The organism is Pseudomonas sp. 25 R 14 (assembly GCF_900004755.1).
GTDB lineage: Bacteria > Pseudomonadota > Gammaproteobacteria > Pseudomonadales > Pseudomonadaceae > Aquipseudomonas > Aquipseudomonas brenneri.
In genome coordinates, this window is sequence record NZ_CVTS01000045.1 from 6892 (window position 1) to 30141 (window position 23250).

Annotated in this window: 24 protein-coding genes; 10 read left to right on the top strand and 14 right to left on the bottom strand. The window is 59.9% G+C overall.

What is annotated here, in order from left to right:
• Positions 1 to 11: 11 nt before the first annotated feature.
• The gene (locus BFQ03_RS14910) at positions 12 to 848 is read right to left on the bottom strand and encodes a CvfB family protein (protein ID WP_029292380.1); all 837 of its coding nucleotides are present in this window, start codon (positions 846 to 848) and stop codon (positions 12 to 14) included.
• 337 nt (positions 849 to 1185) lie between these two features.
• Between BFQ03_RS14910 and BFQ03_RS14915 the strand changes: the two genes are divergently transcribed.
• From BFQ03_RS14915 to BFQ03_RS14925, 3 genes are all read left to right on the top strand, one after another.
• Positions 1186 to 1365, top strand: a complete 180-nt coding sequence (locus tag BFQ03_RS14915) for a hypothetical protein (protein WP_007946007.1) — start codon at positions 1186 to 1188, stop codon at positions 1363 to 1365.
• A gap of 211 nt (positions 1366 to 1576) precedes the next feature.
• A complete protein-coding gene (locus tag BFQ03_RS14920) occupies positions 1577 to 2299 on the top strand; it encodes a TorF family putative porin (protein ID WP_065943464.1) in 723 nt (240 codons plus the stop codon).
• 66 nt (positions 2300 to 2365) lie between these two features.
• A complete protein-coding gene (locus tag BFQ03_RS14925; protein ID WP_032863466.1) occupies positions 2366 to 3232 on the top strand; it encodes a DUF6279 family lipoprotein in 867 nt (288 codons plus the stop codon).
• Here the strand turns inward: BFQ03_RS14925 and copD are convergent.
• Genes copD through BFQ03_RS14945 form a run of 4 tightly spaced genes read right to left on the bottom strand, consistent with a single transcriptional unit; the run spans position 3229 to position 7257 of the window.
• Positions 3229 to 4155 carry a copper homeostasis membrane protein CopD gene (gene copD / locus BFQ03_RS14930; RefSeq protein ID WP_065943465.1) on the bottom strand — a complete coding sequence of 309 codons (927 nt, stop codon included), beginning with the start codon at positions 4153 to 4155 and terminating at the stop codon, positions 3229 to 3231. The two genes, BFQ03_RS14925 and copD, sit on opposite strands and share 4 nt — an antisense overlap.
• Entirely contained in the window at positions 4152 to 4538 is a 387-nt protein-coding gene (gene copC / locus BFQ03_RS14935) for a copper homeostasis periplasmic binding protein CopC (protein ID WP_032863468.1), read from the bottom strand. The genes copD and copC overlap by 4 nt, the downstream gene beginning before the upstream one ends.
• 60 nt (positions 4539 to 4598) lie before the next feature.
• Positions 4599 to 5441, bottom strand: coding sequence for a copper resistance protein B (locus BFQ03_RS14940; RefSeq protein WP_065943466.1), 843 nt, complete (start codon positions 5439 to 5441; stop codon positions 4599 to 4601).
• A gap of 10 nt (positions 5442 to 5451) precedes the next feature.
• Positions 5452 to 7257, bottom strand: a complete 1806-nt coding sequence (locus BFQ03_RS14945; RefSeq protein WP_065943467.1) for a copper resistance system multicopper oxidase — start codon at positions 7255 to 7257, stop codon at positions 5452 to 5454.
• 173 nt (positions 7258 to 7430) lie between these two features.
• Between BFQ03_RS14945 and BFQ03_RS14950 the strand changes: the two genes are divergently transcribed.
• The gene (locus BFQ03_RS14950) at positions 7431 to 7706 is read left to right on the top strand and encodes a hypothetical protein (protein ID WP_032863471.1); all 276 of its coding nucleotides are present in this window, start codon (positions 7431 to 7433) and stop codon (positions 7704 to 7706) included.
• A 47-nt stretch (positions 7707 to 7753) separates the two neighbouring features.
• On the opposite strand, the gene BFQ03_RS14955 is transcribed toward BFQ03_RS14950, so the two are convergent.
• On the bottom strand, positions 7754 to 9100 hold the full coding sequence (locus BFQ03_RS14955) for a DEAD/DEAH box helicase (RefSeq protein WP_032863472.1): 1347 nt from the start codon (positions 9098 to 9100) through the stop codon (positions 7754 to 7756).
• A gap of 193 nt (positions 9101 to 9293) precedes the next feature.
• Here BFQ03_RS14955 and BFQ03_RS14960 point away from each other — a divergent pair, with 193 nt between their 5' ends.
• Complete coding sequence (locus BFQ03_RS14960; protein ID WP_032863473.1) at positions 9294 to 10592, top strand: mechanosensitive ion channel family protein; 1299 nt, start codon at positions 9294 to 9296, stop codon at positions 10590 to 10592.
• 45 nt (positions 10593 to 10637) lie between these two features.
• On the opposite strand, the gene BFQ03_RS14965 is transcribed toward BFQ03_RS14960, so the two are convergent.
• The 3 genes from BFQ03_RS14965 to BFQ03_RS14975 all read right to left on the bottom strand — a co-directional run bounded on the left by BFQ03_RS14965 (position 10638) and on the right by BFQ03_RS14975 (position 12780).
• Entirely contained in the window at positions 10638 to 11510 is an 873-nt protein-coding gene (locus BFQ03_RS14965) for a carboxylate/amino acid/amine transporter (protein WP_032863537.1), read from the bottom strand.
• Between the two features lie 203 nt (positions 11511 to 11713).
• Positions 11714 to 12313, bottom strand: coding sequence for an FMN-dependent NADH-azoreductase (locus tag BFQ03_RS14970; RefSeq protein ID WP_032863474.1), 600 nt, complete (start codon positions 12311 to 12313; stop codon positions 11714 to 11716).
• Between the two features lie 152 nt (positions 12314 to 12465).
• On the bottom strand, positions 12466 to 12780 hold the full coding sequence (locus tag BFQ03_RS14975) for a hypothetical protein (protein WP_032863475.1): 315 nt from the start codon (positions 12778 to 12780) through the stop codon (positions 12466 to 12468).
• A gap of 49 nt (positions 12781 to 12829) precedes the next feature.
• Between BFQ03_RS14975 and BFQ03_RS14980 the strand changes: the two genes are divergently transcribed.
• From BFQ03_RS14980 to aqpZ, 5 genes are all read left to right on the top strand, one after another.
• On the top strand, positions 12830 to 13753 hold the full coding sequence (locus BFQ03_RS14980; RefSeq protein ID WP_029292366.1) for a PA3225 family LysR-type transcriptional regulator: 924 nt from the start codon (positions 12830 to 12832) through the stop codon (positions 13751 to 13753).
• A gap of 14 nt (positions 13754 to 13767) precedes the next feature.
• Positions 13768 to 14571, top strand: a complete 804-nt coding sequence (locus BFQ03_RS14985) for an alpha/beta fold hydrolase (RefSeq protein ID WP_065943468.1) — start codon at positions 13768 to 13770, stop codon at positions 14569 to 14571.
• 3 nt (positions 14572 to 14574) lie between these two features.
• Positions 14575 to 15135: a peptidylprolyl isomerase gene (locus tag BFQ03_RS14990; protein ID WP_032863477.1), complete on the top strand. Its 561-nt coding sequence runs from the start codon at positions 14575 to 14577 to the stop codon at positions 15133 to 15135.
• An 81-nt stretch (positions 15136 to 15216) separates the two neighbouring features.
• Positions 15217 to 17049 carry an ABC transporter ATP-binding protein gene (locus tag BFQ03_RS14995; protein WP_065943469.1) on the top strand — a complete coding sequence of 611 codons (1833 nt, stop codon included), beginning with the start codon at positions 15217 to 15219 and terminating at the stop codon, positions 17047 to 17049.
• A 166-nt stretch (positions 17050 to 17215) separates the two neighbouring features.
• Positions 17216 to 17917, top strand: coding sequence for an aquaporin Z (aqpZ, locus tag BFQ03_RS15000; RefSeq protein WP_065943470.1), 702 nt, complete (start codon positions 17216 to 17218; stop codon positions 17915 to 17917).
• Positions 17918 to 18063: 146 nt separating this feature from the next.
• On the opposite strand, the gene BFQ03_RS15005 is transcribed toward aqpZ, so the two are convergent.
• The 5 genes from BFQ03_RS15005 to BFQ03_RS15025 form a co-directional block, all read right to left on the bottom strand.
• The gene (locus BFQ03_RS15005) at positions 18064 to 19188 is read right to left on the bottom strand and encodes a GNAT family N-acetyltransferase (RefSeq protein ID WP_032863480.1); all 1125 of its coding nucleotides are present in this window, start codon (positions 19186 to 19188) and stop codon (positions 18064 to 18066) included.
• 165 nt (positions 19189 to 19353) lie between these two features.
• On the bottom strand, positions 19354 to 20688 hold the full coding sequence (locus tag BFQ03_RS15010; RefSeq protein WP_032863481.1) for an OprO/OprP family phosphate-selective porin: 1335 nt from the start codon (positions 20686 to 20688) through the stop codon (positions 19354 to 19356).
• A gap of 336 nt (positions 20689 to 21024) precedes the next feature.
• Entirely contained in the window at positions 21025 to 21258 is a 234-nt protein-coding gene (locus tag BFQ03_RS15015) for an anti-sigma factor family protein (RefSeq protein ID WP_032863482.1), read from the bottom strand.
• Positions 21252 to 21866, bottom strand: coding sequence for an RNA polymerase sigma factor (locus BFQ03_RS15020; protein ID WP_032863483.1), 615 nt, complete (start codon positions 21864 to 21866; stop codon positions 21252 to 21254). The genes BFQ03_RS15015 and BFQ03_RS15020 overlap by 7 nt, the downstream gene beginning before the upstream one ends.
• Before the next feature lie 52 nt (positions 21867 to 21918).
• On the bottom strand, positions 21919 to 23040 hold the full coding sequence (locus BFQ03_RS15025; protein WP_032863484.1) for a beta-ketoacyl-ACP synthase III: 1122 nt from the start codon (positions 23038 to 23040) through the stop codon (positions 21919 to 21921).
• Between the last annotated feature and the right edge of the window lie 210 nt (positions 23041 to 23250).

Sequence of the window (23250 nt, forward strand, 5' to 3'; positions counted from 1 at the left end):
CCAGCCACTGATCAGCTCAGTTCAATGCGATCGGCATGAATCACGATCTGGCCCTGCTTATACAACGCACCAATGGCCTTCTTGAAGTTGCCCTTGCTGACGCCAAACAGGTTACTGATCACGGTCGGGTCGCTCTTGTCGCTGACCGGCAAGCTGCCGTTGTTTTCACGCAACTTGGCGAGGATCTTCGAGTTCAGGCTGGACGCCGCTTGCTCGCCGACCGGTTGCAAGCTCAGGCTGATATTGCCATCGGCGCGGATTTCCTTGATGAAGCCCTTCTCTTCCTTGCCCGGACGCAGGAACTTGAACACTTCGTTCTTGTGGATCAGGCCCCAGTGCTTGTTGTTGATGATTGCCTTGAAGCCCATATCAGTGGCTTCGGCAACCAGCAAGTCGACTTCCTGGCCCACGGTGTAGTTGGCCGGGGTCTTGTCCAGGTAACGGTCAAGGCGCGCAGTGGCGGTGATGCGCTTGGTGTGCTTGTCGAGGTAAACGTGTACCACGCAGTATTCACCGGCGGTCAGTTGGCGCTTTTCCTCGGAGTACGGCAGCAACAGGTCCTTGGGCAAGCCCCAGTCGAGGAACACCCCGATGCTGTTGACTTCTACCACTTTCAGGCTGGCAAACTCGCCCACCTGCACTTTCGGTTTTTCGGTGGTCGCGATAAGTTTGTCATCGCTGTCCAGATAAATAAAAACGTTAAGCCAGTCTTCATCTTCACTGGGAATATCTTTGGGAATATAACGATTAGGCAAGAGGATTTCGCCCTCTTGCTCACCGTCCAGATACAAACCAAAGTTAGTGTGTTTAACCACTTGCAAACTGTTGTAGCGCCCGACTAAAGCCATTTCCAATACCCTCATTGCGTGGGCGGCATTCTACCCGAGTTGAAGGCCGCGGTCCCGTATCCAGGCGCGCGCCCCCCCTGAAAAATCGCGGGTTTGCCAAGGATTTTGGCCAATCGCTCCGCTCGTCAGGTCAACCCACAGGCCGGCACCGCTGGCCAGGTGCTATTTTTCACCCGGGGTTTCTATTTAAAACAGCGAGTTAGGGCCCTCAGCCAAACACCAACTTAGGGTATTTATAATAACGCAGCTTATTCCTGGGAGATATTTACCAAGCAATTGTCAAGCATTTCATGTACGATAGCTGGCCAAGTTAATTTTCTACAGGTTAGTGGCCGCCATGCGCGTAAAAGCATCCAACAGCAAAGCAAAGCCAGCTCCCGCCGTTGAAACCAGCGAATCGATCAACAACCAAATCGCCGCGTTCCTCAAGTCTGGCGGCGAAATCCAGCAGATCGCCAAGGGCGTGAGCGGCCAGACCTTCGGCCCGTCCAAGCAGATCACCCTGGGTAAAAAGTAAGCGCGCCAAGCCGCCTACCTGGTCCCTAAGCGCCTTGCCTATCAAGGCGCTAGGACTAGAGCAAGCAACATCCCCCCGACACACACTCAAATCATGCCAATCGACGAACGGGCCTCAACCCCTGACTTTCGCCGGTATGCTTGCACACGTCTAGCACGGGCGTTTGCCCGATTCCTTCTGTTACTGCTCCTCGCTTTTCATGGAGTGACGCATGCTCAAACCCTGCATTTTCCTGGTCAGCGCCCTGCTCGCCAGCCCCCTTGCCGAAGCGCAGGTGTTCCAGCATGAGTTGGGTGACTTCGACCTGAAACTGGGTACCACGCCCAGCCGCAGCATGGCCCAGGGCCTAGTCAAACCCACGTCACCGGGCAGCAACTCGTTCCACGGCGGCCTCGACCTGAGCCACGCCAGCGGCCTGTATTTCGGCCAGTTCTCGCCGAGCATGGGCCTGTCGCCTGCAAACAACCTCGAAGTCGACTCCTATATGGGCTTCAAGCGCCCGTTCGACCAGACCCTGGGCTATGAACTGGGGATGATTCACTACAGCTACCCCAAGCTGAGCCCCCTCGACAGCCAGGAGTTCTACGGCGGCCTGAATGTGCTGGGCAATCGGTTTGGCGTTTCACTGGGCAACGACCCCGACCGCCGCGACAGCACCCTGTTTGCCGACCTCGGCGGCACCCAGCCGTTTGGTATTGGCGTTAGCATGAAGTACACCACCCATCAATTGGGCACCCCAGCGGCAGTGGATGGTGGCTCGATTCGCAGTTTCAGCGACTGGTCGGTGAAATTCTCCCGGCCGTGGATGGGCATCGACCTGGACCTGATCTACAGCGACTCCAACCTCAGCGGCAGCGACTGCTCGGCCTACTCCGGACACAATTCGCAATGTGATGGCCTGTTGACCTTGAAGGCCGAGCGGTCGTTTTATTGATGGGCTGAACTGTCGCGCCACTGGCGGGTTCAGATGAACACCCCTGGCCCGCACAAGGACACGCCCATGCTGCGTCGGTTAAAACTGCTGGTAGTCTTGCTGACCTTGAGCGCCGCTCTGGCTGGCTGTAGCCGTGTCGACCTGGCCTATCGCAACCTCGACGTGATCATCCCCTGGACCCTCAACGACTACCTGGACATGAACCCAGGGCAGAAGAGCTGGTTCAACGACACCCTCAAGGAACACCTGGCCTGGCATTGCACCACTCAATTGCCGGGTTACCTGGGCTGGCTCGACCGCCTGCAACAGATGGTCGCCAACCATCAAGTGACAGACGCCACACTGCAAGCCCGCACCCTTGAAGCCAAACAGGCGATTGCCGACGTTGCCCGGCAAATCACGCCATCAGCCATCGAGTTGCTGCGCGGGCTGGATGAACAACAGGTGCACGAGATGGACCTGGCACTGGCCAAGGATCTGCGTAAACGCCAGGACGAATACCTCAAGCCGCCCCTGGCGCAACAGATCAAGGACCGCAGCGAGCGCATGAGCAAACGCCTGGATGGCTGGTTGGGCCCATTGAGCGCCAGTCAGCAAGAACGTGTGCGCAACTGGTCCACCGCCCTGGGTGCACAGAACCAACAATGGATCGGCAACCGCGCCCAGTGGCAGGCGCAGTTCATCGCGGCGCTCGATCAACGGGCAAACAGCGACTTCCCGCAGAGGATGGAGCAACTGCTGGTGGACCGTGAAAGCCTGTGGACCGCCGACTATCGCCAGGCCTATGCCCAGACCGAAGCCGCGGCCCGCAGCCTGCTGGTGGACTTGATGGCCGAAAGCACAGTGCAGCAGCGCCAGAAACTGGTGCAGAAAATCGACAAGGTGCGCAGCGACTTCCAGTCACTCAAGTGTCTCAAGGGCAGCCAAGCCTAGTCCGGCGACATCGGGCCCAATGTCCCCAGCCACGCGACCAGTCCGAGGATCAGCAACACCGCGCCAAACTCCAGGCTCAAGCTGCGCCGCAGGGCACGACAGGCCACCGTGTACTCGCCAGCATCCACCGCCCGTTGCATGAATGGGCTCAGGTGGAAGCGGTTGAGTGCCGCCATCCCCAGCATCACGCCAAACAGCGCCAGTTTCAGGCTGAGTAAAATGCCGTAGGTGCCACTCGTGATGCCATCCAGGTTCGGCCCGACAATAAACAGGTAATTCACCACGCCGGTCAGTATCAACACCGTCACCAGCGCCGCGCCGATCACCTCAAAGCCGGTCAGTGCCCTGGCCAGGATCCTTGCACGCTGAATGTCCTGCACACTGCCTGGCATCAACAACAACCCAAACGCCGCCAATGCCCCGACCCACGCGCCGGCCGCCAACAGATGTGCACTGTCCGCGATCAGGTGCCAGGCCCGCAGCGCTCCGTCATCCATCGCACCATGACCGGCCCAGGCCAGTGTCGCCAGGGCGACACCCGCTGCCCAGGTCGCCAGCCACAGACTGGCACTGGGCCATCTTGCACTGGTCAAGACAGCCAGAACGGCCACCAACATCGCGCCGATACGCAGCATCCAGGTCAAGCCCAACTCGGTCTGCCACAGCATCATCTGCAGATGCGGCCCAAGCGCCTGCCACTCTTGCTCGCCGCTCATGGCCTGAGTCATAACCAGCAACGAAGCCATCGAAAGCAACACGCCAAGAAACGCGGCACCGACCAGCCAGCCCTTGAAATTCAACACAGCACCGGATATCCGCTCCGATGCCTTCAGACCATACAGACCAAACAAGCCCAAGCCGAACAGCAGCATCAAGTCCAGATACAGCGCAAACCGCAAGGCGACGCCCACTGAATCACTCATGGCTGGACGCTGAACACCACATCGCCGGTAATGGGGTGGGTGTCAGACGACACCGCGCGCCAGTCCACCCGGTAAGTCCCGGCCGGCAACGGCGCCGCAGGCTTGATCAGCATCACCTTGGGGTCGCTGCTGCCCGACACACTAGCTTTGATTGGCATGGGCGAATGGGCCATACCGGGCATCGCGGTCATGATCAGCTTGGCCCCGGAAAACTGGGTCATCAGGTTTTCCGAAAAGTGCAACTCGATGGTCTCGGGCGCCGGCCCGCTTGCCCCGGCCGCTGGCAGTGAAGACAGCAACTTCGGATGGGCCCAAGAAGGTCCACTGAGCAATAATCCAGAACACAGCGCAACCGCCACCAACGTAGTTTTAAACACAGACATGCAAGGCTCCTGGCCGCTCATGGCGGCAGGTTATAGGTAGAGTTGTTTAATCAGCATCCATCAAAACCACAGGCGTACACCCAGTACCCAGCGCACCTCGCTGCGGTCCTCGCCCTCGTCCCTGGCGTACTCGGCCGTCTGGCCGTAGGCACGATTCCAGGTCACACCGACATAAGGCGCAAACTCGCGACGAATTTCGTAGCGCAACCGGACCCCGACCTCGGTTTCCGAAAGGCCTGAACCCATCCCGCGTCCGGGATCGTTTTTCCCGTAGAAATTAACTTCGGCGGTAGGCTGCAGCACCAGCCGATTGGTCAGCAAAATATCGTAGTCCCCTTCAAGGCGCGCAGCGGTCTGCCCACCTTCACCGACAAACAGCGTGGCCTCGGCCTCAAAGTTGTACAGGGCCATGCCTTGCAAGCCGAACGCCGCCCAACTCTCGCTGTCACCGGGCTTGAAGTCCTGGCGCAGACCGGCCACTACGTCCCACCAGGGGCTGATGGCATGCCCCCATAGGGCCTGGATCTCAGCTTTTTCAGTCTTGCCCTTGGCGCGCTCACCTTCGGTGCGCAGCCACAAGCGGTCGATATCACCGCCAATCCAGCCCTTGGCATCCCAACCCACGGCGCGGCCATCGTCAGAGCCTTGCCATTCCAGTTGATTGATCACAAACAATGAGTTGATGCCACTGTCATGCACCATATGCCCGCCCGGGGCGTTGTAGACCGCGGCGCGATCAGCGTCGGTCAACGGTGGAATCGGCGTACGACTCTGGCTGGTCGCCACCGGTTTGGCTGGCGTCATGCCCTGCATCTGGCTGTGGTCCATGGTTTCGGCGCTGACCAGCGCTACGGGGGCAAATGTTGCGATCAGCAGCGCTACGGGACGAAATAGATGGCTCATGCTCGGTTCCTCATTCTTGCACCCGGACTTCACGGAACATGCCCATTTCCATGTGGTACAGCAGATGGCAGTGATAGGCCCAACGCCCTAGGGCATCGGCCGTTACCCGGTAGCTGCGGCGCGATCCCGGCGGCATGTCGATGGTGTGTTTGCGCACCATGAACTGGCCGTTTTCGTCTTCCAGGTCACTCCACATGCCATGCAGGTGAATCGGGTGGGTCATCATGGTGTCGTTGACCAGCACCACCCGCACCCGCTCGCCATAAGTCAGCCTCAGCGGCTCGGCATCGGAGAACTTCACCCCGTCAAAGGACCAGGCAAACTTCTCCATATGCCCCGTGAGGTGCAACTCGATGGTGCGACTGGGCTCGCGGCCGTCGGGGTCTTCAAAGGTGCTGCGCAAATCGGCATAGGCCAGGACCTTGCGCCCGTTGTTGCGCAAGCCGATGCCCGGGTCGTCGAGCTTGGGTGAGGTGCTCATCGCCTGCATGTCTACCAGCGGGTTGTTGTTTTCGCTGGCCGGATGGCTTTGCATTGGCATCGCCATCGGCATCCCCGCCATGGCGCCGTGGTCCATGCCCTCCATCGCCCCGCCGGACATACCTTGCATAGCCCCACCGTCCATACCGGTCATCTGACTGTGATCCATGGCCGGCATATCAGCCATGGTCCCATGATCCATGGCACCGTGGTCCATCCCGCCCATCCCCATGTCGTCCATGGTCAGCCAGGGGCGAGGGTCCAGCGCAGGGACCGGCGCCAGCAAGCCCGGCTCACGGCTGAGGGTGCCGCGTGCGTAGCCGGTGCGGTCCATGGATTGGGCGAACAGGGTGTAGGCGGCTTCGCTCGGCTCGACGATCACGTCGTAGGTCTCAGCCACGGCGATGCGGAACTCGTCCACGCTGACCGGTTTCACCGGCTGGCCGTCGGCCGCCACCACCGTCATCTTCAGGCCCGGAATACGCACATCGAAGTAGGTCATGGCCGAGCCGTTGATAAAGCGCAGGCGGATCTTCTCGCCGGTGCGGAACAGCCCGGTCCAGTTTTGCGCAGGTGGCTGGCCGTTCATCAAGAAGGTGTAGGTCGCGCCGCTGACATCCGCCAAGTCCGTGGGATTCATCTTCATTTGCGCCCACATCAGACGGTCGGCGGCGGTGGCCGACCAGCCCTTCTCGGCCACATCCTTGATGAAGTCGCCCACGGTGGGCTTATGGAAGTTGTAGTAATCGGATTGTTTCTTCAGGGTTTTCATCAGGCTGGCGGGGTCTTCATCGGTCCAGTCCGTCAGCATCACCACGTAGTCACGCTGGTACGTGAAGGGTTCGGGCTCCCTGGGATCGATCACCAACGGGCCGTAGACCCCTTGCTGCTCCTGGAGCCCGGAGTGGCTGTGATACCAGTAGGTCCCATGCTGGTTGAGCTTGAATTGATAGACATACACCCCGCCCGGCTCGATCCCCTTGAAACTGAGGCCCGGCACACCATCCATGTTGGCCGGCAGGATAATCCCATGCCAGTGGATCGACGTCGGCTCTGCCAGGCGATTACGCACGCGCAGGGTCACGGTATCGCCTTCACGCCAGCGCAGCAGCGGGCCCGGCAAACTGCCATTGATGGTCAACGCGGTGCGTACGTTGCCGGTGATATTGACCGGGGTCTGGCCGATAAACAGCTCAAACTCGTTACCTGCCAATACACCCGGCTGGCCTGGGCTGGCCAGGGCCCACACGGGCGGGCGCCACAGCCCTGCCCCGCCCAGCAAGCCGACCGCTGCCAAGCCTTTGACGAAGGTTCGTCGAGAAGTGTTGGAGTGCATGCCGATTCCATTCCCGTCAATTGAATCACCGCAGAGTAGGGATCGGCGCCTGTCAGTTGGCTTAGCGATAGATTACAGATTTGACAGCTTCAGCCTGCTCGGGGCGCGATTGGACTGAACTTTCTGCTGGCCCGCAGCCTCAACCGGGTATCACCGCCATGGAGGTCCAAACCATGAAAACCCTGATGCAACTGACTGTTGCCGCTGCCCTGTGCAGCGCCCTGCCCGCCTGGGCCTGCACCCTGGAAGAGGCCACGGCCAAACGCGAACAACTGGCCCAGGAAGTCGCGACGCTCACCCAGCAAAACCCGACCAAGGCCAAGGAGATCAATGACGAGCTGCAAAAAATGGACCTGGACACCGAAAGTGCCAAGGTCCCCGACAAGTGCCAATTGATCAACGCCCGGCTCAAGGAACTCAAGGAAGCCGCCGCCAAGGCAAAAAACTGAAGGCATAAAAAAACCGGACAATGTCCGGTTTTTCAGTGCGCCAAGGATTACTCGGCAGCGGGGGCTTCTGGCTTGCGGCGCTTGAGCGGAGCCATGCCGTCCTTGCTGACCAACGACAGGTTGTCGGTCTTCGGCCGGTTGGCGATCTTGCGCTTGGTCGGCGACTTGGCGCCGGTTTTTTTCTTGTCGCCCTTGGCGTCGACCTTTTTCTTCTTAACGCCGACAGCCTTGCCCGACGCCTTGACCTTCTTCGGCCCGGTGTAGGTGCCTTTGACTTCCTTGATGGTGCGGCGCTCGAACGACTGCTTGAGGTAGCGCTCGATGCTCGACATCAGGTTCCAGTCGCCATGGCAGATCAGCGAGATGGCCAGGCCATCGTTGCCGGCACGCCCGGTACGGCCGATACGGTGCACGTATTCGTCGCCGCTGCGCGGCATGTCGAAGTTGATCACCAGGTCCAGGCCATCAACGTCCAGGCCGCGTGCGGCAACATCGGTAGCGACCAGGATCTTCACGCCACCGGCCTTGAGGCGGTCGATGGCCAGTTTGCGGTCTTTCTGGTCTTTTTCGCCGTGCAGCACGAACGCCTTGTATTCCTGGGCCACCAGGCGCCCGTAGATACGGTCGGCCGCAGCGCGGGTGTTGGTGAACACGATAGCCTTCTGATAGGTCTCGTTGGCCAACAGCCAGTTGAGGATCTGCTCTTTGTGCACGTTGTGGTCGGCGGTGACGATCTGCTGGCGCGTGGTCGCGTTCAGGTCGCTGACGTTGTTGACCTGCAAGTGCTCAGGGTTGTTCAGGACCTTGGCGACCATGTCGCGCAGGGTCGAACCACCAGTGGTGGCGGAGAACAGCATGGTCTGCTGGCGATTGACGCATTCGGCGACCAGGCGCTGCACGTCGTCGGCAAAGCCCATGTCGAGCATGCGGTCGGCTTCGTCCAGCACCAGCACTTCGACTTCCTTGAGGTCCAGGTTGCCGGCGTTCAGTTGCTCGATCATCCGCCCAGGAGTGCCGATCAGGATATCCGGTACCTTGCGCAGCATCGCGGCCTGGACCTTGAAGTCTTCGCCGCCGGTAATGATGCCGGACTTGATGAAGGTGAACTGCGAGAAGCGCTCCACTTCCTTCAAGGTCTGCTGGGCCAGTTCGCGGGTCGGCAGCAGGATCAGGGTCTTGATGCTGACGCGTACCTTGGCCGGGCCGATCAAGCGGTTCAAGACCGGCAGGACGAAAGCGGCGGTCTTGCCACTCCCGGTTTGAGCCGTCACCCGCAGGTCACGCCCTTGGAGCGCGAGCGGGATGGCCGCTGCTTGCACAGGCGTAGGCTCGACAAATTTAAGCTCGGCCACGGCTTTGAGCAGGCGTTCGTGCAGGGCGAATTGGGAAAACACGGGTGCTACCTCGAAGAAATACAAAAAATCAGCTGCATAGGGTAACGGTTTCGGGCGCCCAGGCCGAGTTTCTTTACGCGAAGTGGGCCAATCAGATGGTTTTTTGTCAGGTGATTTGTCTGCCTGCACAACTTTGCAGCACTTAAATGCTCTAATCGACCCGTCATGTCTTACAGAAGAATCGCGTTAAACCATGGATATCAAACAGCTCTGGCTCAACGTCCAAGACCTCTGGGGTGCCCTGGACCAACATCCGCTGCTGCATTCAAGCATCGCCCTGCTGGTGCTGCTGGTCGTGGCCCTGATCGTCGGACGGGTGGCACGCTACCTCATCCTGCACACCGTCAAACTGCTCGGGCGCCAGCCGGCGCTGCACTGGCTCAATGACCTGCGGCACAACAAAGTCTTCCATCGCCTGGCACAGATGACGCCGTCCCTGGTGATCCAGTTCGGCCTGCACCTGGTGCCGGAGCTGAGCAAAAACGCCGCGCTGTTCATCGGCAATGTGGCGCTGGCGTTCACCATCCTGTTCCAGGTCCTGGCCATGAGCGCCCTGCTCAACGCCCTGCTGGATATCTACGCCCGCACCGAGCATGCCCGCACGCGCTCGATCAAGGGTTATGTGCAGTTGGCAAAGATGGTGCTGTTCGTGTTTGGCGCGATCATCATCGTCGCCACCCTGATCGACCGCTCGCCGTTGTTGCTGCTGTCAGGCCTGGGTGCGATGTCGGCGGTGATCCTGTTGGTCTACAAGGACACGCTGTTGTCGTTTGTCGCCAGCGTGCAGTTGACCAGCAACGACATGCTGCGGGTCGGCGACTGGATCGAAATGCCCCAGGTCGGCGCCGATGGCGATGTGGTGGACATCACCCTGCACACGGTCAAGGTGCAGAATTTCGACAAGACCATCGTCTCGATCCCCACCTGGCGCCTGATGTCCGAATCGTTCAAGAACTGGCGCGGCATGCAGGCTTCGGGTGGGCGGCGGATCAAGCGCAGCCTGTTTATCGACGCCGCGGGCGTGCGCTTCCTGAACGACGCTGAAGAAGTGCGGATGACCCAGGTCCACCTGCTGACCGACTACATCAGCCGCAAACAGGCGGAATTGAAAGCCTGGAACGAAGCCCAGGGCCACAGCGCACAACTGTCGGCCAACCGCCGGCGGATGACCAACCTGGGGACTTTCCGCGCCTATGCCCTGGCGTACCTCAAGAGCCATCCGGATATCCAGCCGAACATGACGTGCATGGTGCGCCAGATGCAGACCACCTCCCAGGGTGTGCCGCTGGAAATCTACTGCTTTACCCGCACCACGGCGTGGGGCGATTACGAGCGGATCCAGGGGGACATTTTTGACTACCTGCTGGCGGTATTGCCGGAGTTTGGCTTGAGCCTGTACCAGCAACCGAGTGGCAATGACCTGCGGGCCGGGGTGTTGCCGGCGGTGCTGGGCGCCAGTCATTTGCCGGTACCGGAGAAGGCCGCGCTCTAAGCTGCACCCTTGTGGGAGCGGGCTTGCTCGCTCCCACAACGTTCATCACCGGTTTGCAAGCCCCACAGCCGGGCGAGCACCCAACCGGCTGATCCACACCGCCGCCACAATCACCGCCCCGCCCAGGAACAACCGCCCCAACGGCTCATGCTGGTTCCAGATCAGCAGGTTCAGCAGCAACCCCACCGGCACATGCAGGTTGTTCATTACCGCCAGGGTGCCGCCATTGACCATGCACGCCCCCTTGTTCCACCAGTACAGGCCCAACGCCGTACTGACCAGGCCAAGAAACAGCAATACGCCCCACTGCAACGGTGCCTCAGGCAAGAAGTTGGCCTTGCCGAACAACAGAAACGCCGGCAACACCACCGCCAATGCCCCCAGGTAGAAGTAACCAAACCGCCGATAGTGCGGCAGGTCGCTTGGATGGCGTGCCACCAGGCGCCGGTACAACACTTGCCCTGCGGCGTAGGTGAAGTTGGCCAGTTGCAGCAGCAAGAAACCCATGAAGAAGTCCGGATTGATCTGGTCAAACCGGATCACCGCCGCCCCCGCTACTGCCACCAGGGCAGCCACCAATGCCCATGGATTGAAACGTCGGTTCAGTGCGTCTTCGATCAACGTCACATGCAGCGGCGTGAGAATGGTGAACAGCAACACCTCCGGCACCGTCAACACGCGGAAGCTCAAATACAGGCACACATACGTCACACCGAACTGCAACGCGCCGATCAGCAGCATGCCGCGCATGAACGCAGGCTCCACCGAGCGCCAACGGGTCAGCGGGATAAACACCAGCCCGGCCAGCAGCACGCGTACCAGCACGGCGAAGTAGCTGTCGACATGACCGGCCAGGTATTCGCCGATCAAGCTGAAGGAAAACGCCTGGATCAGCGTGACAATCAGTAAATAGCCCATGTTCGCCTCATCTTTGAATGGGCGCGACATTAGCGTTTTTCACGGCCAGGCGAAACTCAGGGCAAAAAAAACCCGACCTCGCTAAAGCGGCAGTCGGGCAGGAGCACTCAGGAGCAACAAGTGCAAAGGGAGGTTCGATACGCGTACTTGAAGGGTTGCGTGGGGTTATAAAAACACCCCGCGATTATCTGGCGATTAACGCCTCAGGCGACCTGAGCCAACAGCGCCTTGGCATGGTTCAAGCCTTTTTCCTGGAAGTCGCCCCCCAGGTTCACCCCTTCGGCATGAATGAAGGTGACGTCATGGATGCCGACAAAACCCATGACCTGACGCAGGTAAGGTTCCTGATGGTCACTGCTCGCGCCGGTATGAATGCCACCGCGGGCGGTCAGTACAAAGGCGCGCTTGCCGGTCAGCAAGCCCTGGGGGCCGGTGGCGGTGTATTTGAAGGTCACACCGGCACGCAGGACATGGTCGAGCCAGGCCTTGAGGGTGCTGGGAATGGCAAAGTTGTACATCGGCGCGGCCATGACCAGCACGTCGGCGGCCAGCAGCTCATCAGTCAGCTCGTTGGAGCGCGCCAATGAAGCCTGCTCATCCGAGCTGCGCTGTTCGGCCGGTTTCATCCAGCCGCCCAACAGGTTGGCGTCCAGGTGCGGTACCGGGTTGACGGCCAGGTCGCGCACAGTGATCTGATCGGCCGGGTGGGCAGCCTGCCATTGGCTGATGAACTGTTGGGTCAGTTGGCGGGAAATAGAATCCTGCTGGCGGGCGCTGCTTTCGATGATCAGAACGTTGGACATGACTATGTAGGCTCCATCGGTAATTGCTGTAAGTCGATGAAGTGGAGGTTAAACAGAGCCAGTTCGATAAAAAAGCGTAAAAAACTGCTATAAACCATCTATAAAGTTGTTTATAAGCGGAGCATCACGATAGCCGTGCCCCCGCGCCTGGCTTATTTGGGTTCGCAGGTCAGCTTGATGCGCATCTTGATAATCGCGCGGCTGAACTTGACCGTGGTGTTGGTGCTTTTGCCAGCAGGGACCGTCACCTTGCGCACACGCGCCGGCTCCGGGCCGTTGGTAAACGCTACCGTACACGCGGCGTCGTTGGTGCCGTAGTTACTTAATTCGATGGAGCTGATCTCGCTATCAACGTCGGACGCGTTGTAATCGACGCTGACCCCCTTGATCGATTTCGAGACATCGATCGGGTAGGCAAACGCGCTCAACGGCAACAGTGCCAGCACCACACAACAGAATTTTCTCATTCGGCAGTCTCCAATAAGGACCGCCAGCTTAGGACAAGAGGAGCCCATCTTGAAAGCGCCCCGCGTGACCCTTGATCAATGGCGTACGTTGCAAGCCGTGGTCGACCATGGCGGCTTCGCCCAGGCGGCCGAAGTACTGCACCGCTCGCAATCCTCGGTGAGCTACACCGTGGCCCGCATGCAAGACCAACTGGGCGTGCCCCTGCTGCGTATCGACGGACGCAAGGCGGTCCTCACCGAAGCCGGCGAAGTGCTGCTGCGCCGCTCCCGGCAACTGGTGAAGAACGCCAGCCAACTGGAAGACCTGGCCCATCATATGGAACAAGGTTGGGAAGCCGAGGTGCGTCTGGTGGTCGATGCCGCCTACCCCAACGCCCGCCTGGTGCGCGCCCTCACCGCCTTTATGCCGCAAAGCCGTGGCTGCCGCGTGCGCCTGCGCGAAGAAGTGTTGTCCGGGGTCGAGGAACTGCTGATTGAAGGTGTGGCGGACCTGGCAATCAGCGGCTTCAGCATTCCCGGTTACCTGGGTACGGAAATGAGCGATGTCGAATTTGTCGCCGTGGCCCACCCCGAGCACCCGCTGCACCGGCTTAATCGCGAGTTGAGCTTCCAGGACCTGGAAAGCCAGATGCAAGTGGTGATCCGCGACTCCGGCCGCCAGCAACCGCGCGACGTCGGCTGGCTCGGTGCCGAACAGCGCTGGACCGTGGGCAGCCTGGCCACCGCCGCCACCTTTGTCGGCAGCGGCCTGGGGTTTGCCTGGCTGCCCCGCCACCTGATCGAGCGCGAGCTCAAGGAAGGCGTGCTCAAGCAACTGCCCCTGGAGCAAGGCGGCAGCCGGCACCCGACGTTCTATCTGTATTCGAACAAGGACAAGCCCCTGGGCCCGGCGACGCAGATTCTCGTCGAACTGCTGCGCACCTTTGATACCGCACCGCTGGACGCACCCTTTGCCGCCCCTCGGCAAGCCTGACACGGAGTTCACCCATGGCCTATTTCGAACATGAAGGTTGCACCCTGCATTACGAGGAATATGGCCACGGCGAGCCGCTGATCCTGATCCACGGCCTGGGCTCCAGTTGCCAGGATTGGGAACTGCAAATACCGGTATTGTCCCGGTATTACCGCCTGGTTGTGATGGATGTGCGCGGTCACGGCCGCTCCGACAAGCCCCGCGAGCGCTACAGCATCGCCGGCTTTACCGCCGACCTGGTGGCGCTGATCGAACACCTGCAACTGCCCGCCGCCCATGTGGTCGGCCTGTCGATGGGCGGGATGATTGCCTTTCAACTGGCGGTCGACCAACCGCAGATGCTCAAGAGCCTGTGCATCGTCAACAGCGCGCCCGAGGTCAAGGTGCGCAGTGCCGACGACTATTGGCAATGGGCCAAGCGTTGGAGCCTGGCACGCCTGCTCAGTTTGAACACCATCGGCAAGGCGCTCGGCGACCGGCTGTTTCCCAAACCCGGCCAGGCCGACCTGCGGCGCAAGATGGCTGAACGCTGGGCAAAAAACGACAAACGTGCTTACCTCGAAAGCTTCGATGCGATTGTGGGCTGGGGCGTGCAGGAACGACTTTCGCGAATCGCCTGTCCAACCCTGGTCATCAGCGCCGACCACGACTACACCCCAGTGGCGCAGAAAGAAATCTATGTAAGACTGCTGCCTGATGCGCAGTTGGTGGTGATCGAGGATTCGCGCCACGCCACACCGCTGGACCAGCCCGAAACGTTCAATACAACCCTGCTCGACTTTCTCAAGACCGTTCCAACCACTACTCAGGATCACTGACCCATGCTGAAAAAAATCGCCCTCTTTGCCGGTTCTGTGCTGTTTGCTGCCAACCTGATGGCGGCTGACGCCAAGGCTCCGCATGTCGTGCTGGACACCAGCTTTGGCAAAATCGAAATCGAACTGGACCCGGTCAAGGCGCCGATCTCCAGCAAGAACTTCCTGGAGTACGTGAAGAGTGGTTTCTACACCAACACCATCTTCCACCGCGTAATCCCAGGCTTCATGGTCCAGGGCGGTGGTTTTACCCCGCAGATGGTCCAGAAAGACACCAAGGACCCGATCCGCAACGAAGCCAGCAACGGCCTGCATAACGTACGCGGCAGCCTGTCGATGGCCCGTACCTCCAACCCCAACTCGGCGACCAGCCAGTTCTTCATCAACGTGGCCGACAATGCCTTCCTTGATCCGGGCCGCGATGCTGGCTATGCAGTCTTCGCCAAGGTCGTCAGCGGCATGGACGTGGTAGACCAGATCGTCAACTCGCAGACCACCACCAAGCAAGGCATGCAAAACGTGCCCATCGACCCTGTGCTTATCAAGTCGGCCAAAATCATCGACTGATCGACAGGGAGTCTCGCGCGCTGCCCACAAGGCCGCGCGCGTATTTAACAAGGAGAGCCCGCCCGGCGGGCGTCAGACCCAATGCTCTATCGTCGCTTTGAACAACTGATCGATATTTTCCGCGACGCTCCCAGCGCGGCCCCTCCCGATAAAGTCCTGCCCTTCTACCTCTATTACCTGCGCCAGGTGTGGCCGTGCTTCGCCGCACTGCTGGTGGTGGGCCTGATCGGCGCGCTGATCGAAGTGGCGCTGTTCAGCTACCTGAGCCGCATCATCGACCTAGCCCAGGGCACGCCGCCGGCCAATTTCTTCCAGATCCACGCCACCGAACTGATCTGGATGGCCGTGGTGGCCCTGCTGCTGCGCCCGATCTTCGGTGCCTTGCACGACCTGCTCGTCCACCAGACCATCAGCCCTGGCATGACCAGCCTGATCCGCTGGCAGAACCATAGCTATGTGCTCAAGCAGAGCCTGAACTTCTTCCAGAACGATTTTGCCGGGCGCATTGCCCAGCGCATCATGCAGACCGGCAACTCATTGCGCGACTCGGCAGTGGCCGCCGTGGATGCCATCTGGCACGTGGCAATCTACGCCATCAGCTCACTGGTGCTGTTTGCCGAGGCCGACTGGCGCCTGATGATCCCGCTGGTCACCTGGATCGTCGCCTACAGCCTGGCGTTGCGCTACTTCGTGCCACGGGTCAAGGAGCGCTCGGTGATTTCCTCCGAAGCGCGCTCCAAGCTGATGGGCCGCATCGTCGATGGCTACACCAACATCACCACCTTGAAGCTGTTCGCCCATACCCAGTCCGAGCAGGAGTACGCCAAGGAAGCGATCATCGAACAAACCGAAAAAACCCAGTTGGCCAGCCGTGTGGTCACCAGCATGGACGTGGTCATCACCAGCATGAACGGCCTGCTGATCGTCACCACCACCGGCCTGGCCCTGTGGCTGTGGACCCAGTCGCTGATCTCGGTCGGCGCCATTGCCCTGGCCACTGGCCTGGTGATCCGCATCGTCAACATGTCCGGCTGGATCATGTGGGTGGTCAACGGTATTTTCGAGAATATCGGCATGGTCCAGGACGGCCTGAAAACCATCGCCCAGCCGCTGGCAGTGACCGACCGCGAAAACGCCCCGCGCCTGAGCGTGCCCCACGGCGAAGTGCGCTTTGAACAGGTGGATTTCCACTATGGCAAAAGCAGCGGCATCATCGGCGGCCTGAACCTGGTGATCAAACCGGGGGAAAAAATCGGCCTGATCGGCCCGTCCGGTGCCGGTAAGTCAACCCTGGTCAACCTGCTGCTGCGCCTCTACGACCTGCAAGGCGGACGCATCCTGATCGACGGCCAGAACATCGCCGACGTAGCCCAGGAAAGCCTGCGCGAGCGCATCGGCATGATTACCCAGGACACCTCGCTGCTGCACCGCTCGATCCGCGAGAACCTGCTGTATGGCAAGCCCGACGCCACCGACCAGGAACTCTGGGAAGCCATACGCAAAGCACGCGCCGATGAATTTATCCCGCTGTTGTCGGACGCCGAGGGCCGTACCGGCCTGGATGCCCATGTCGGCGAGCGCGGGGTGAAACTGTCCGGCGGGCAACGCCAGCGCATCGCCATCGCCCGGGTCCTGCTCAAGGACGCCCCGATCCTGATCATGGACGAGGCCACCTCGGCCCTGGACTCGGAAGTGGAAGCAGCGATCCAGGAGAGCCTGGAAACCCTGATGCAAGGCAAGACGGTGATTGCCATCGCCCACCGCCTGTCCACGATTGCGCGAATGGACAGGTTGGTGGTCCTGGAAAAAGGCCAGATCGCCGAGAGTGGCAGCCATGCCCAGTTGCTGGCACACGGCGGGCTCTACTCGCGATTGTGGCAACACCAGACCGGAGGGTTCGTCGGCATCGACTGATTTGAGGCTACAGGCAACACCACCAATTCCGAACAAATCTGACAGTTTTCTCCGTCTCACTGGTGTTACATCACAATCCTGCTGTACTGCAATCAGGGTCCAGGAGGACCCTGACATCAGACAGCAAGGAAGCATCACCGATCAGTTGATTTAGAAGGACGCATTCATGTCTCTGTTCAAACGTTCCGTTACAGAAGGGTTAGGTACGTTTTGGCTGGTGTTGGGTGGCTGCGGGAGTGCGGTTCTGGCCGCAGCGTTTCCCGATGTCGGAATCGGCCTGCTGGGTGTCTCGCTGGCATTCGGGCTTACCGTGTTGACCATGGCGTTTGCCATTGGCCATATCAGTGGCTGTCACCTCAACCCGGCAGTCACCGTGGGCCTGGTGGTCGGCGGCCGGTTTCCGGCCAAAGAGATGCCAGCGTATATCGTCTCGCAAGTCATTGGTGGCGTGGTCGCAGCGGCCCTGCTGTACTTCATTGCCAGTGGCAAACCGGGTTTTGAACTGGCTTCTGGGCTGGCGTCCAATGGCTATGGTGAACATTCGCCGGGTGGGTATTCGATGGCGGCTGGGTTTGTCACTGAACTGGTGATGACCGCAATGTTCGTGCTGATCATCCTCGGCGCCACTGACCGTCGTGCACCGGCGGGCCTGGCACCCATCGCCATTGGCCTGGGGCTGACGCTGATCCACCTGATCTCCATCCCGGTCACCAACACCTCGGTCAACCCGGCCCGCAGCACGGGGCCTGCGCTGATTGTCGGCGGTTGGGCAATCCAGCAACTGTGGCTGTTCTGGCTGGCGCCGATCCTTGGCGCGGTGATCGGTGGCATCACCTATCGCTGGTTGGGTAAGGAAGAAAACGCCTGATCCAACAGTATTGACCCCCCCTGTAGGAGCGAGCTTGCTCGCGAAGAACTCAAGTACACCGCGTTCATTCTGGATAAACGCGGCGCCCTCAGGTTCTTCGCGAGCAAGCTCGCTCCTACAGGGGAACAGGTTGAATTCCCTGAGCGTTATTCCTGCCGATACGGCAACGCCGCACGCGCTTCTTCGGCATACGCCAGAATCCCCACGCGCTCGCGCTCCAGGAAGTCTGCCACGGCGGTTTTCAAGCCAGGATGGCGCAAGTAATGCCAGGAACGGGTAATCACCGGTTCAAACCCACGAATCAACTTATGCTCGCCCTGGGCACCGGCATCGAAACGTTGCAGCCCATTGGCAATCGCGTAATCCATGCCTTGATAGAAACAGGTTTCGAAATGCAATCGGTCGAACTCGCCCAGGCAACCCCAATAGCGCCCATATAGGCTATCGCCACCGACCAGGCTGAATGCCATGGCCACCGGCCGCGTCCCTTGCTTGGCCAGCACCACCCGGATCGCCTGCGGCATGCGTTCGGCCAACAGGCTGAAAAACGCCCGGCTCAGGTACGGCGACTGCCGGCGCACGGCATAGGTGTTGGCGTAACAGGCGTAGACAAAATCCCACTGAGCCTCGCTCAACTCATGGCCTTGCAGCCACTCGAACTCGATCCCCTGCCCCGCCACTTGCTCACGTTCCTTGCGCATCTGTTTGCGCTTACGCGAACTCAAGGCATCGAGGAAGTCCTGGAAATCGCGATAGCCCCGATTCTGCCAATGAAACTGGCAACCCAGGCGCGCAAGCCAACCGGGTTGCTGGCCCAGCGCGGCATCGGCCATGGCGTCAGTGAAGTTGATATGGGCGCTGGAAAGCCCTTCGATCTCCAGGTAGCCGGGCAGGCTCTTGAGCAGCTCAAAGCCGTCCGCGCCACTGGCCACCAACAGGCGCGGCCCGCTGACCGGGCTGAAGGGCACTGCAGTCAGCAGCTTGGGGTAATAATCGATACCCGCGCGTTCACAAGCATCCGCCCAGCCATGGTCGAACACGTATTCGCCATAGGAGTGCCATTTGCGGTAGCTGGGCAGCGCCGCGACCAGCCGTTCACCCTCGTAATGCAGCAAGTGTTCCGGCTGCCAGCCAGAGTGCCGGCCAAGGCTGGCACTGTCCTCCAGCGCACTGAGGAACCCATGGCGCAGAAACGGCTGATCCTCGGGGACCAACGCGTTCCACTCATCAGGCGCTATCTCGGACAGGCTATTCAAACGTTTCAACGGCATGCCATTCCCCGACGGTAAACGCTCGCTCACGATATTCGGGCCATTCTGACAGAACCCGCTGCCTGCGCGGGGAGCAAAAAAAAACCCCGCCAATCGGCGGGGTGAAAAAGAGGATCGCGCTTTAACGGATGAAGAAAGAGCGCGTTGGTGCGGTATTACCGTTGCTTAGAACACGTACTGCACACGGCCGACGATCGAATCACCGCTGTCATCGCCATTGGCGTTGGTGATCTTGTCGGTGCTGACCTTGCTGTAGTTCAGGGACAGCTTGACTGCTTCGTTGGCGTACCAGTTCACACCCAGGGTGTTCACGTTGGCCTTGGCGTCGCCGGTTTCGCGGGTAGCGCTGCTGACGACGATGTTCTTGTCATCAACCTTGATGTTGTCGTAGCGGTAGAACACTTCCCAGGCGCCGTATTGCTTGTTCTCGGGCTTGATCGCGTCGAACTTGCCGCCATCGAGCTTGTAGGCACGGGATTCGCCGGTCAGGGTGTACGCCAACTGGCCGTAGAAGCCGCTGGTTTTCACGTCCTGGTAGGCGTTGCTGTCAGCTTTCATCTTGCGGCTCAGGGCTTCAGCCTGTACCGAGAATGGACCGCTGGCGAAGGCAAATTCACCACCGAACACGGTATCGGTGTCGTAGGCGCCCACTGCTGTCAGGTTGCTGGCGTTAAGGCCCACACCGCCGCCGAAGGTAGCGCGGTTGCCGTTGGTACCGGCATCGTTACCACCGGTGGTAGCCACGCCACGAGCGCCAAGACGCGGGCGGATGCGGGAGTCGAAGGCCGCGTCGTTCAAGTCACGCGCCGCTACGTTCAAGCCGAAGTGCAGGACGTTGCCGCCTTTGTTCATCGGTGCCAGCACGATACGGCCGTTGAATTGCTTCACGCCCTTGCCGTCTTCGTCGTTGATGTCCTTGGAGGCCAGGCTGGCGGAGCCGTAGAACAGATCAGCCGCAGTGCCGCTGACCTGGATGCCCATGCCGTTTTCGTGGGTGTTGACCCAGTCTGCAACCTCGTAGGCCGAGTTACGCTCCATGGCGGTGATCCACTTGGAGCTGGTGGCTTTTTCCAGGCCGAAATCCGGGTCAAAACGACCGACGCGGATGGTTACCGGCTTGAAGCCCACGTAGGACATGGACGCTTCGTCGAAGTAACCGTCGTCGGAGTTACCCGAGTTGTGGGAGAAGTCGTAGTTGAGCTGGTATTTGAAATCCTTGTAGACGGTGCCACCCAGTTCCAGGAAGGCGCGACGGAAATAAGCGGCGTCGCCCGAGTCACCGTTCTTGGTGTAGAAGCCGTCAAATGTGCCGTAATCGGCTTGCAAGCGACCACCCAGCTTGAAGCTGAAGTTCTGGTCGGTAGTAGCAACCTCAAGGCCGCCCTTGGTTTTGACAACGATATCGGCGCCGTCAGTAGTGACAGTACCAGCGAAAGCCTGGGCGGTAACGGCCAGGGCCAGGGCGCTGGCCGCGAAACCGGCGAAGTGCTTACGGATCATCGAAGAATTCCCCTAATTGGTGGTCTTTAGCGTTGGAAAACACACGGGTTCTGGCCCGCTGGTGTTGGGAGGGGATCTTGGCGAGGGGATATTTCAGACAAGTTGCCAGAAGATAAATATTTTATTACAGGGGAACTTTCTTACAACCAGGAGACATAAGCGCAACGCCATGGCCGACGCGGGTTTGAGCTGGAAAAGTACGAAAAATGCCAGGTGAAAAAAAGGTGAAAAAAACTTACAAACCTGCAATGTTTTCCACCCAAAAGCGTTTCAGGGACGCAAAAAAGCCCGCGACGGGGACATCGCAGGCTTGGGGTGCTACGGACAGCTCAGGGATCAGGAGTTGCGTTTAAGCTCCGCGGCCAGGCGTTCGGCCAACGCTTGGGCATCGCTCACTTCTGGCTCAGGCAAGATGCGCAACGTAGCCTGCATCAGACGCATCTGGCGGATGAAACGCCGGCAATTGGCACAGAACAACAAGTGATGGCGCATAAGCAGGCGCTCACGAAAGGTCAGTTGCCCATCGAGAAAATCGCTGGAGCGCGCCACTTGTTCTTTGCAGGTCAACATTCGCCGGTTTCCTCGAAATGCTCCACCGTAGCGAAGACTTTAAGCCGCGCCCGATGCAGCAGTACTCGCACATTGGAGAGCGAGATCTCCAGAAGATTACAAATTTCCTCCAACTCCAGTCCCTGACGCTCGCGTAACAGCAGCACGCTGCTTTGCAGCTCGGAAAGACTCAGCAACGTGTGCTCCAGGCACTCGCGCAGCTCGTTTTCGGTCAACAGTGCTTCGGGCGTGTCTTCATGCCAGGCGAACGGCGCGACCAGCCAATGACCGTCACCGGCAGCAAAGCGCTCATCACCAATGGTCCCGTGGGGCGACGGCAGGTCGTCCAGCAGCACCTCTCGCCGGTTCTGCTTGTAGCGCCCCTTGGCCGAATTGGCGGTGATGGTCAGCAGCCAGGTCTTGAGGCTGGAGCGCCCCTCAAACCTGGCAAGGCTGCGCACCACTGAGAGCCAGGCGTCCTGGACCACTTCGTCGGCATGGCGCTGGCCAACGATAGCGTAGGCCACCGCACGCATCGCACTCTGATAGGTGGTGACCAATTCCTTGTAGGCCCGCTGTTCGCCCTTGAGCAGGCGTTCAAGCAGGTGCGCGTCGTCGGCTGCTGCCATTCAGAACCTCATTGTGCAGGATATGACCGCAATTGCCTGTAGGCGCTAGTTCCTAGCGCTTGCGCAGGATCACGCTACCAATCGAATACCCGGCGCCAAACGAGCTGAGTACCGCCAGCGCGCCCTTGGGCAGGTCGTCCTGATAGGTGTGGAACGCGATCACCGAACCCGCCGAACTGGTGTTGGCGTAGGTATCGAGGATCACCGGTGCCTCTTCGATCTCGGCCTCACGGCCCAGCAATTTCTTGACGATCAGGTGGTTCATGCTCAGGTTGGCCTGGTGCAGCCAGAAGCGCTTCACGTCCGTGATGCTCAACTGGTTTTCAACCAGGTGCTGGCCGATCAGCTCGGCAACCATCGGGCAGACATCACGGAAGACTTTGCGGCCTTCTTGCACGAAAAGCTTGTCTGGTGCGCCAATCCCCTCTTCCGCCGCGCGGTTGAGAAAGCCGAAATTATTGCGGATGGTATTGGAGAATTTGGTCAGCAACTTGGTGCTGACGATGTCGAACTGATACTCGGACGTGGCCAGGTCGGCGCGCTCCAGAATCACTGCCGTGGCCGCATCGCCAAAGATGAAATGGCTGTCACGGTCACGGAAGTTCAGGTGGCCGGTGCAAATCTCCGGGTTGACCATCAGGATCGCCCGGGCCTGGCCCAGTTGGATGCTGTTGCAGGCGTTCTGGATGCCGAAAGTGGCCGAAGAACAGGCCACGTTCATGTCAAAACCGAACCCCTGGATGCCCAGGGCTTCCTGGACTTCGATAGCGATGGCCGGATAGGCCCGTTGCAGGTTGGAGCAGGCAACGATCACCCCGTCGATATCGGCGGCCGTCTTGCCGGCACGCTGCAAGGCTTGCTCGGCGGCGCCCACGGCCATCTGGCAGAGGATCGACCACTCGTCATTGGAGCGCTCGGGCAAGCGTGGGGTCATGCGCTTGGGGTCCAGGATGCCTTCCTTGTCCATGACAAAGCGGCTCTTGATACCCGAAGCCTTTTCGATAAAGGCGGCGCTGGATTCGGTCAACGCCTGAACGTCACCCTGCTCGATGGCCACGGCGTTGTCGGCATTGAACTGTTGAACGTAAGCATTGAAAGACTGCACCAGCTCTTCGTTGGAGATGCTGTTGGCCGGGGTATACAGGCCTGTGCCGCTGATGACGACGTTATGCACGGTCGTTCCTCTAAATCTGTTCAGGCAGAAGGGATTGGTACCGTCGTACCAAACCGTAAGTCGTTCTAGTCCGCCGCGCGGACATCAAACGGGGAAACGCTTTTCCCGGCGCGTCGAGGCTGATACAGCCAATCTAGACGATCCTGGCATTTATAGCGGCGAAGTTTGCCATAAACCGGGGGGTTTGGCGCCTGTCACGCGCACACCTGC